The sequence below is a fragment of the Sphingomonas sp. FW306-1B-B10E genome (assembly GCF_058782005.1).
Map to the genome: position 1 here is coordinate 1 of NZ_JBYSXG010000087.1, position 9,496 is coordinate 9,496.

Genomic DNA, 9,496 nt, shown 5'->3' on the forward strand with positions numbered 1-9,496 from the left:
TTCTTACCCACCCCTGACCCCTCCCTTGCAGGGAGGGGATAGCGTGTCGAAATCAGTTGGCGACGTTCTCGAGCTTGAGGTCGCTGAGGTCGAGCTGCAGCGAGGCGACCAGGACCTTGTCGGTCTTCTTGGCCGCCATCGTGACCGGCGCGTCGAGGGCGTCTTCGCCGGGGCCGTCCGAATAGATGAAGCCGTTGACCGGATAGGACGAGGTGCCGAGCCCGCCAAGCGGCGCGAACCAGACGCGGACTTCGCTCCAGTCACCTGCCGGCGAGACGTCGATCGCGCGGACGTTGCGCTCGATGCCGCCGCGGCGCGACCAATTGGCGTGCGTGAGCAGCACTTCGCGGTCGCTGACCACCTGCGAGACCATGGCGACATGCCCGAACGGGTTCTTCGAGGTCTTCTTGAACGACATCACCGCGCCGACCTTGGGGGTGCTGCCGCGCTCGTAGCGGCCCGCGGCCTGGCTCCACCAGGTCCACGCATTGCCGTGGATTTCGACGCCCGAGACCTGACGCGCATAAGGTGCGCACTGCAGATAGGCGCTCTTCGCCTGGGCAGGAACGGCAGTCATCAGGACGCACGACGCCACCAGCGCGAAACGCGCTGCGAAAACACGGAAATTCATTCGACCCCCCGGTCAGGAAGCTGTTGAGTGTTGCTAACCTGATCATAGGACGGCGGTATACCCCCTCGACCGACCGATCCGATGAACCGTTGCGACGAACCGATGGGTTGAAGGAACAGTCCGAAAAATGGCGGAAATCAGCGCTTTCGAGCGGTTGAAGAGGTTTAGACTTCGTTAATTCGACGGCTGCCGGCCGCAACGATCCGAGCGAATCCCGTCTCAGCACGACGAAACGCCGCGATTGAGGCCATCACGCAGTTTTGTTGCGCGCAGGCATCACTCTAGGTGTTTTCCACGATGCCCTGACTCGATTCATCGCATCGCTTGTTGCGCCGCAGCACCTTTTCAATTCCTATAATGAATGGGAGCCAACGGCTGTTTAAGCGGCGCGTTAACCATTCTGTCGCAGGATCGCCGGTGGGGAGTAGTGGGGTGGGAGTTAGGGTATGGCATCGAGAATGAAGCCGGCCGAAGGCGCCATGACGCTGGCCGAAATGAAGGAATTCGCAGGATTCAGCGCAGCGACGCAGCGCTATGTCCGCCGCGCGCTCGACATCGGGCTCGAGCGGCAGGACGCGATGGAGCGCTGGTCGCGCGACGTGGTCGAGGCCGCCAGCATCCGCGCCCAGGCGCGCATGTACGAGCGCATTCCCGAGCTGCGCGCGCTGATGCCCGACGATAGCGACCTTGGCGCAATCGAACCGTTCATGGCGCCGCTGGTCACCGTCTCGGCGTTCGATCTCGGCCAGGGCCGGCTTACCAGCTTCTCGGCCTATCGCTTCCTCTACGAGCGGCTGATCGGCGCCGAAGTGCGTCCCTGGCTGCCCTCGGCCTTCTGCTCGGCCGCGGCGCTGCCGCATCTGCATCCGGACCTGCGTCGCAAGCTGCTCCAGTCGATCAGCGAAGCCGCGGCGACGGCATCGGGCTGGTCGAACCGCCAGCCGGCGTTCTTCCCGCAATGGGTCGAGAAGGTCGACATCGCCGCACTGCCCAACTGATCTCGTTTAAGGGCCTGTCTCAGCGGCAGGCCCGCCATCCCATCTCGCCGCGCTCGGCCTGGTCGAGATGCAGGTGGTCGCGGTGCGCCGCGTTGTAATCGGGCGACAATACGGTTGCGAACAACTGGCACCCGCCGGTGCGCACTTCGCGCAGGAACGCCGCCTTCGGCCCCTCCCCCTTCCAATCGCCGAGCACGCTGATGTGCGTGCCGTCCGACAGGCGGAAGCCGGCGACGTCGATCGCGTCGGCGGTGGCGTGCTCGCTCCAGTCGCCGGCGCTGCGCCCGTACATGCGGCGGCACGAATAGGATCCCAGATGCTCGATCCGCTCGACCCGCGCGCCGAAATGCTTCTGCGCGGCGGGCTGGAGCACGTTCCATTCCCACATCGCCAGCCCCGCCGCGACCGGGCACGACACGCCGAGCCGCGCGGGGCTGTAGTCGATCCGCTGCGCGCCACCGGGAGCGAAGCGCAGGCCGTCGGCATAGCCGCAGCTCTCGCCCGACTTCACCGCCGGCAGGATCGTGTAGCGCACCCCCGCCGACTGGAGCAGCGAACGGCATTCGGCGAAATTGTCGGTCAGCCCGGCGAGCTTGCGCCCGGTGAACGCGCCGATCGGCTGGCCCAGGTCGAGCCGGGTCCAGGGCAGGTCCTGCGGGCGATTGCGAACGGTCGCGTAGACCGCGAAGAACAGCAGCAGCAGGATTGCGAAGATCACCACGGCCAGGATCGCCTGGCGAACCGTCCTCATGCGCGGATCGCCCGTGAGAGCGGCTCCGAGGTCACCGGATAGCCGAGATCGTCGGGGATGCAGAGGTGCTCGCCGTCGTCGCGCGCCTCGATCCACGGAGTGACCGTGCGCACCGGGTGTGCGCGCGCGTCGGCGACGGCGTCGGCGAAGCTGGCGAACGAAGCGAGCCGTTCGAGATTGCGGCGCGTCGGGAAGATGATCATCGCCTCGCCGCGATCGGCCGCGTCGAGCACCCCGCGCGCCGAGGCCCAGAAGACGCGGACATTCTCGTTGCCGTCGACCACCGGCTCGGCGCCCTCGGGGGCGCGGGCGAGGTAGAAGCGGGTGTCGAACACCTTGTGGTGGACGCCCGCGGGGAGCCAGCGCGCGAACGGCACCAACGCGTCGAGATCGAGCGTACCCCCAAATTCGTCGAACAATGCGGCCATCGCCTCGCCGGCATAGAGCCTGCGCTGGAGATCGGGGATCGCGGCATCGGGCACGCGCACGCCGACCGCGACGCCGGCTTCCTCCAGCGTCTCGCGCACCGCGGCGATCCGCGCGGCGAGATCCTCGGGATCGCCCTCCAACGTATCCGCCAGCGCGCGATCGCCCGGATCGACCCGCCCGCCCGGAAAGACCAGTGCGCCGCCCGCGAACGACATCGCCCGCGCCCGCTCGACGATCAGCAGTTCGGGCGGCCCCCCGGCGGCGTCGCGCATCACGATCACGGTGGCCGCGGGAATCGCCTCGGGTTCGGACATGCTCCCGATCTAGTGGGAGGCTCCGCCCTTCACCAGCCCGCGCTCTTCAGCCGGACGCGGACGAGCATGTCGCTCGAGGTGATGAACAGGCTCCGCCCGTCCTCGCCGAACGCGCAATTGGCGGCGGCCTTGCCGGTGGCGATCAGCCCGAGCGCCTTGCCCTCGGACGACAGGACGTAGATGCCGCCCGGGCCGCTGGCGAACAGCCGGCCTTCCTTGTCGACCTCGAGCCCGTCGGGAAGGCCAGGGAGCTTGCGCGCCAAGGGCTCGCTGAAATCGTGGAAGATCACCGGCTTCGTGCGCGGCAGGCCGTCGGCGCCGAGCGGGTATGCCAGGATGTGCGGCCGCGCCTCGTCGGACATCGAGACGTAGAGCGTGGCCTTCTTCGGGCACAGGCCGATGCCATTGGGGCGCTTGAGGCTGTCGTCGATCAGCCGCACCTTGCCGTCGGCGGTGCGCAGGAACACGCCGTTGAAGGCGAGTTCCTTGAGCGGCGAAGTGTCGCCTTCCGCCAGCCCATAAGGCGGATCGGTGAAATAGATCGCGCCATTCCGGCCGAACGCGACGTCGTTGCAGCTGTTGAAGCGCTTGCCCTCATAGCGGTCGGCGAGGATCGTCCGGCGCTTGGTCGCGAGGTCGACCGCGGTGATCGCGCGCGTGCCCGAATCGGCGATGATCAGCCGGCCCTTCGCATCGACGCCGAGTCCATTGGCGCCGGCCTCGCGGATCGCTGCCGGGATTGGCCCGACCAGTCCCGAGGGGTCGAGAAACGGCCGGGCGCCCTCGTCCTGCTTCCAGCGATGGACGACATTGGCGGGCACGTCGGAGAAGAGCAGATAGCCGCCCTTCTTCACCCAGACTGGGCCTTCTGCCCATTTGTAACCCGTGGCGAGGACTTCGACCGGCGTGTTGATGTCGACGACGGCGTCGAGTGCCGGATCAAAGCGCGTGATGCCGCCGACCGTCGCCGCGCGGGCGAGAGTGGGAACGAGTGGGAGTGCGGCTATACCGGCGAGCGCGGCGCGGCGGGTGATATCAGTCATGTCGCCTCTTTACACGAAGGGCCAGATCAGCAGCGCGATGCCGAAGCTGGTCAGGCCGGCGATCGTGGCACCGATCGTCCAGCTGCGGAAGGTCTGCGCCTCGGTCAGGCCGAGATATTGCTTCACCAGCCAGAAGCCGGTGTCGTTGACATGGCTGGCGATCGTCGCGCCGCCGCCAATCGCAATGGTCACCAGCGCGATCCGGCTCGGACTGAGCGCCGCGGCAGTGATCAGCGGCCCGGCCAGGCCGGCGGCAGTGACCATGGCCACCGTCGCCGAGCCCTGGGCGATCCGTACGAACGCCGCGAGCAGGAAGGCGAAGACCGGCACCGACACCTGCGCGGCGGTGACCAACGCGGTGATCTGCTGCCCCGCCCCCGATTCGATCAGCACTTCCTTATACGCCGCGCCGGCGCCGATGATCAGCACCATCAGCCCGGCCGGCTCGAGCGCACGCGTCATGATCCGCGACAGCACCGGCCAGGACGCGCCCTCGCGCACCCGCAGCCAGCCGGTGACCGACAAAGCGGCGAGCATCAGTGCAGTGAAGGGATGGCCGAGAAAGGTCAGGGTGGATTTGACCGGCCCCGGCGCCATCGCCTGCCCCGCCACCGCCGCGATGAGGATCAAGGCGAGCGGGAATAGCATCGCGAGCAAAGCCGGACCGAAGCCGATCGGATTGGTCTGCGGCGCGCCTTCGTCGAGCATCGGCGGGGGCGCCTGGTCGCCGAAGCCCGGCGCGCCATGGAAGACCTTGGCGTAGATCGGCCCCGCGAGCAGCGCCGAGGGAATGCCGCAGATCAGCCCGTAGAATGCGAGCAGCCCGTAATCGGTGTGGATCAATTCGGCAACCGCGACCGGCCCCGGATGCGGCGGCAGCAGCGCGTGCATCGTCATCAGCCCGGCGAGCAGCGGCAGCGCGAAATAGGTCACGCGGCGTTCGGCGCGGATCGCCAGGGTAGCGAGCAACGGCGCGAGGATGATGAAGGCGACGTCGAAGAACAGCGGCACGCCGACGACGATCCCGACCGCGGTGAGCGCCCAGGGCACGCGCTTCTCGCCGAACAGGTCGAGCAGGCGGTGCGCGATGGCATGGACGCCGCCGCTCGCCTCGAGCAGCCCGCCCAGCACCGCGCCGAGCCCGATCACCACCGCGACGAAGCCGAGCGCCTCGCCCGTGCCCTTGCGGATCGCGGCGATCACCGCCTGGGGCTCGCCGCCGAACGCCAGCCCGGTGACCAACGCCACGAGCAGCAGCACGAGGAACGGCTGGAGCTTGAAGCGCAGCACGAGGAAGATCACCGCGGCGATGCTCGCGGCGACGATCGCCAGGGTATGCCAGGGCTCGGCCATCACGCGCCCGCGACTCGGATCGGCTTGTTCTCGCGCGCCGAGCGATAGATCGCCTCGATCAGTCGCATGTCGCGCAGCCCTTCCTCGCCCGAGACGATCGGCTCGCGGCCGCTGATGACGCATTCGGCCATGTGATCGAGCTGCCCGACGAACTGGTTCTTGGCCGGGACCGGCAACGTGACCTGCTCGGTCTTGCCCTTCGTGCGCGTCCACATCTGGTGGCCGTCATAGCCGGTGGCGGGCTCCATCCCGATCCAGCCCTCGGTGCCGGTCGCGCGCCAATTATTGTGGTTCGAGCTATAGCTCGACGCGCACATCGCCAGCGCGCCCGAGGGAAAGCGGATCTGCCAGTCGATACGGTCCTCGACGTTGCGGAAGCGCGGATCGCGCTTGTCGGTCGACTCCATCGCATAGACTTCGAACGGCTCCTCGCCGCTGAGGTAGCGCGCGGCGTTGAGGCTGTAGATGCCGATGTCCATCATCGATCCGCCGCCCGACAGCGGCCGATCGAGCCGCCACTGGTTGGGCTGGGCGTTGAAGCCGTGCTCCGAGGTGATCAGCTTCGGCGTGCCGATGAAGCCCGACCTGATCCGCTCGATGCCGTGGCGATTATACGCCTCGAAATGGCAGCGATAGCCGATCATCAATTTCTTGCCGGCCTTCTTGGCCGCGGCGATCATCGCCTCGCATTCAGCCGAGGACACCGCCATCGGCTTTTCGCACAGCACGTGTTTGCCGGCCCGGCTCGCGCGGATCGAATATTCGGCGTGGAGCGCATTGGGCAGGACGACATAGACGATATGGATGTCGGGATTGTCGCGGATGCTGTCGAAATTGGCGTAGCTGTAACGGTGCGTCTTGGGGATGCCGTACTCGTTGCCGAAGCGCTCGAGCTTCTCGGGCGTGCCGCTGACCAATGCCACCAGCTTGGCGGATTCGCAGTCCTTGAGCCGCGGCATGATCTGGCGGGTGGCATAGCTGCCCAGCCCGACGATTGCATAGCCGAGCTTGCGCTTCGGCCCCTCCTGCGCGCGGCCGCAGGCCGGCAGCGTCGCCGCCAGCAAAGCGGCGCCCGAGCCCGCCAGGACATCGCGGCGGCTTTGGCTGTTCCCCATCACACTCTCCTCTCGCCGGGCGCAGCGCTATCATGAGCGGCGCGCGCGGCGAAAGGCCTTCATGGTCGTAGGTCAGGCCGGCAGGCGCACCGTCGCGATCAGCCCGCCGCCGAGCCGATTGGCGAGTTCGACGTCGCCGCCATGCGCGCGCGCGACTGCACGGGCGCTCGGCAGGCCGAGCCCGACCCCGCCGGTATCGCGGTTGCGCGAACGCTCGCCGCGGAAGAACGGCTCGAAGACATGATCGATATCCTCGTCCGGGATTCCGGGGCCGCGATCGCGCACTTCGAGCACCGCATCGCCGTCGGCGAGCGCCAGCGACACCTCGGCGCCACCGGCATATTTGACGGCGTTGATCACCAGATTGGTCACCATCGCCTTGATCGCGGCGGGGTTGGCATTGAGCACCAAGGGCTCGCCCGGCGCGAAGCGCACCGCCTCGCCGCGATCGGCGAGGTCGTCGACCACGGTCTCGGTGAGCGAGCGCAGGTCGAGCGGGCGGCGCACCGGCGGCTCGCGGGTCTCGCGGACATAAGCGAGCGCGGTCGACACCAGCCCCTCCATGTCGCGAATGTCGCCCTCGCACGCCTGGCGCAGATCGTCGGGCGCGCCCTCGATCCGCAATCCGAGCCGCATCAGCGGCGTGCGTAGGTCGTGCGCGACAGCGCTCAACACCGTGGTGCGATCGTCGACATAGCGATTGAGCCGCGCCTGCATCGTGTTGAATGCCGCCGCCGCTTCGGCGATCTCACCGGGACCTTCGAGCTCGAGCGGGGGCGCGCGCGGATCGCGGCCGAGCCGCTCGGCGGCGGCAGCGAAGGCGCGTATCGGCTTGGCGAAGCGGTGCGCGAGCGCCCAGGCGAACGGCGCCACCGCGACTGCCGACACGACCAGCCACGCCAGCACGAACCAGCGCCACGGCTCGAAGCCCTCGGTCGGCTCGACGCGGATCCACTGGCCGTCGGGCTGGCGCCACGCCGCGGTGAACCCGCCGATCACGATCGCATTGCGCGCGGCGGCGGGGCTGATCGGCGCCGGACGCGGCACGGCGTCGCGCTGAAATACGCGCTCGCGCTGGAGGAAAGGCGTCGGGAAGCGCACCCGCACCGACGTGACCGGGACGCCCAGTGCCGCCGCCAGCGCCACCTCGATCCGCTCCGAACGGGGATTCCACGGCGCCAGCGGCACATCCGCGACGCGCGCGACCTCGAGCTCCTCGGCGGTATCGCGCCCCTGCATCGCCTGGACGATCTGGCCGACGACATAGACCTTGGCCGAGGGCGTCTGCACCGCGATCAGCAGCGTCAGGTTCATCAGCTGGACCACCGCGACGCATACCAGCATCAGCAGGAAGATCCGGAGGAACAGCGGCGAGCGTGCCGCGCTCCGGGCTGAGATCATGCGCGCGCGACTCGCGGCACGAACAGATAGCCTTCGTTGCGCACGGTGCGGATGATCTCGTCGCCGCCGGCGCGCAGCTTGCGCCGCAGCCGGCTGACCTGGACGTCGATCGCACGGTCATAGGCGTCCGTATCGGGACCGCGCGCGGCCTGGAGCAGCGCCTCGCGGGTGAGCACGCGGCGCGGGCGTTCGATGAACACGCGCAGCACTGCGAACTCGCCGTCGGTCAGCCCGACCAGCACGCCATTCGGATCGAACAGCTCGTGGCTGCCGAGATCGATCCGCCACCCGTCAAACGCATAGATCTCGCTCGCCGGCGCCGGGCCGATCCCGCGCTTGCGCAGCGCCGCGCGTACCGTCGCGAGGATCTCGCGCGGGCTGCACGGCTTGGGAAGATAATGGCCGGCACCGACCTCGAGCCCGAGGATGCGGTCCTGCTCCTCGCCGAGCGCGCTCAGCAGGATGACTTCGGGCCCGTCGCGGCGCGAGATGCGGCGGCAGGCGGCAAGCCCGTCCTCGCCCGGCATCATCACGTCGAGGATCACGCAATCGACATGCGTGCGCGCCAATACTTCGTCCATGTCGTGCGTGTCGGCAGCGGTCTCGACATGGAAACCGTGCGCGCCGAGGCTATTGGCGAGGAGATGGCGAATATCGCGATCATCGTCGACGACGAGCAACGTCGCCGAATCGGCATGCGTTTGGGCTAGACTGGCCATACGCTATTGTAAGGTCGGTGCGTCTGAATTGCTGCCCTATTTTTTCTATTAGGCGCAATCACTTGGCCCGCATGCGCGAATGACCGAACGGGCCCCGCCATCGCTGGCGGAGCCCGTCCTCATCGGCCGGCTAGCGGCTTAGTAGCGGCGGCCGTTGCGGTCGTGCTTCTCGACGCGGATGCGTGCCGAGAGCGCGTCGAAGCGGCGGTCGAGATCGCGGCGCTCGGCGAGCGTCAGGCCGGGGCGGCTGGCGCGATAGCGCGCCTCGAGGCGGCTGAGCTCGCGGAACTGGACCTTGAGGCGGACCGCTTCCGAGCGGGTGAGCGCGCCCGAGCGGATGCCCTGGTTGATGCGGGCGTCGAGCCGGGCCTGGCGCGCATTGATATTCTGCCAGCCGGCCTGGAAGCTCGGCGCGGGGGCGGCGATGGCAGCGGCGGGAACAGCCGCGGCGGCGATGCCGAGGCCGGCGAGCATGAGCGAGAACTTCTTCATAACACTCTCCTTTGCAACTGGACCGCGGCTGCGGTCGACAAGGGGCGTTATGAAACGCGCGCGTCGCGAAAGTGTCCCGCCGGTTCGGCTTTTGTGTCGCGATTTGTCGCAGATGGCGCCGAAGCGTGAATGGGCGTTCAGAATTGCGTGGACTGCAGACGGGAGCAAGCCAGCCCGCTTTGCCAAGCTAATGGCAGTGCGGTCAGTCTGGCCGTTAAGCCCCTCCCCTTCAGGGGAGGGGTTGGGGGTG

The 9,496-nt window shown here is 68.0% G+C and carries 10 protein-coding genes; 1 reads left to right on the top strand and 9 read right to left on the bottom strand.

Annotation, left to right across the window (positions count from 1 at the left end; translation table 11 throughout):
- Nucleotides 1-52: 52 nt before the first annotated feature.
- A complete protein-coding gene (locus tag AC3WJI_RS20870; protein WP_492759228.1) occupies nt 53-631 on the bottom strand; it encodes a CHAP domain-containing protein in 579 nt (192 codons plus the stop codon).
- Between the two features lie 446 nt (nt 632-1,077).
- Here AC3WJI_RS20870 and AC3WJI_RS20875 point away from each other — a divergent pair, with 446 nt between their 5' ends.
- On the top strand, nt 1,078-1,629 hold the full coding sequence (locus AC3WJI_RS20875) for a hypothetical protein (protein WP_492759229.1): 552 nt from the start codon (nt 1,078-1,080) through the stop codon (nt 1,627-1,629).
- Between the two features lie 19 nt (nt 1,630-1,648).
- On the opposite strand, the gene AC3WJI_RS20880 is transcribed toward AC3WJI_RS20875, so the two are convergent.
- From AC3WJI_RS20880 to AC3WJI_RS20915, 8 genes are all read right to left on the bottom strand, one after another.
- Complete coding sequence (locus tag AC3WJI_RS20880) at nt 1,649-2,380, bottom strand: extensin-like domain-containing protein (RefSeq protein WP_492759230.1); 732 nt, start codon at nt 2,378-2,380, stop codon at nt 1,649-1,651.
- Complete coding sequence (locus AC3WJI_RS20885) at nt 2,377-3,123, bottom strand: NUDIX hydrolase (protein WP_492759231.1); 747 nt, start codon at nt 3,121-3,123, stop codon at nt 2,377-2,379. The genes AC3WJI_RS20880 and AC3WJI_RS20885 overlap by 4 nt, the downstream gene beginning before the upstream one ends.
- Before the next feature lie 29 nt (nt 3,124-3,152).
- Entirely contained in the window at nt 3,153-4,166 is a 1,014-nt protein-coding gene (locus AC3WJI_RS20890; protein ID WP_492759232.1) for an SMP-30/gluconolactonase/LRE family protein, read from the bottom strand.
- Nucleotides 4,167-4,175: 9 nt separating this feature from the next.
- Nucleotides 4,176-5,519: a GntT/GntP/DsdX family permease gene (locus AC3WJI_RS20895; RefSeq protein WP_492759233.1), complete on the bottom strand. Its 1,344-nt coding sequence runs from the start codon at nt 5,517-5,519 to the stop codon at nt 4,176-4,178.
- On the bottom strand, nt 5,519-6,634 hold the full coding sequence (locus AC3WJI_RS20900; RefSeq protein ID WP_492759234.1) for a Gfo/Idh/MocA family protein: 1,116 nt from the start codon (nt 6,632-6,634) through the stop codon (nt 5,519-5,521). Before AC3WJI_RS20900 ends, AC3WJI_RS20895 begins: the two co-directional genes overlap by 1 nt.
- Nucleotides 6,635-6,706: 72 nt before the next feature.
- Nucleotides 6,707-8,035, bottom strand: a complete 1,329-nt coding sequence (locus tag AC3WJI_RS20905; protein WP_492759235.1) for an ATP-binding protein — start codon at nt 8,033-8,035, stop codon at nt 6,707-6,709.
- On the bottom strand, nt 8,032-8,754 hold the full coding sequence (locus AC3WJI_RS20910) for a response regulator (protein WP_492759236.1): 723 nt from the start codon (nt 8,752-8,754) through the stop codon (nt 8,032-8,034). Before AC3WJI_RS20910 ends, AC3WJI_RS20905 begins: the two co-directional genes overlap by 4 nt.
- 138 nt (nt 8,755-8,892) lie before the next feature.
- Nucleotides 8,893-9,246 carry a hypothetical protein gene (locus AC3WJI_RS20915; RefSeq protein WP_492759237.1) on the bottom strand — a complete coding sequence of 118 codons (354 nt, stop codon included), beginning with the start codon at nt 9,244-9,246 and terminating at the stop codon, nt 8,893-8,895.
- Between the last annotated feature and the right edge of the window lie 250 nt (nt 9,247-9,496).

Coding starts and splice junctions, on each gene's coding strand:
- AC3WJI_RS20875 (WP_492759229.1), top strand. CDS start 1,078: ATGGCATCGAGAATGAAGCCGGCCGAAGGCGCCATGACGCTGGCCGAA.
- AC3WJI_RS20900 (WP_492759234.1), bottom strand. CDS start 6,634: ATGGGGAACAGCCAAAGCCGCCGCGATGTCCTGGCGGGCTCGGGCGCC.
- AC3WJI_RS20915 (WP_492759237.1), bottom strand. CDS start 9,246: ATGAAGAAGTTCTCGCTCATGCTCGCCGGCCTCGGCATCGCCGCCGCG.
- AC3WJI_RS20910 (WP_492759236.1), bottom strand. CDS start 8,754: ATGGCCAGTCTAGCCCAAACGCATGCCGATTCGGCGACGTTGCTCGTC.
- AC3WJI_RS20885 (WP_492759231.1), bottom strand. CDS start 3,123: ATGTCCGAACCCGAGGCGATTCCCGCGGCCACCGTGATCGTGATGCGC.
- AC3WJI_RS20890 (WP_492759232.1), bottom strand. CDS start 4,166: ATGACTGATATCACCCGCCGCGCCGCGCTCGCCGGTATAGCCGCACTC.
- AC3WJI_RS20880 (WP_492759230.1), bottom strand. CDS start 2,380: ATGAGGACGGTTCGCCAGGCGATCCTGGCCGTGGTGATCTTCGCAATC.
- AC3WJI_RS20905 (WP_492759235.1), bottom strand. CDS start 8,035: ATGATCTCAGCCCGGAGCGCGGCACGCTCGCCGCTGTTCCTCCGGATC.
- AC3WJI_RS20870 (WP_492759228.1), bottom strand. CDS start 631: ATGAATTTCCGTGTTTTCGCAGCGCGTTTCGCGCTGGTGGCGTCGTGC.
- AC3WJI_RS20895 (WP_492759233.1), bottom strand. CDS start 5,519: ATGGCCGAGCCCTGGCATACCCTGGCGATCGTCGCCGCGAGCATCGCC.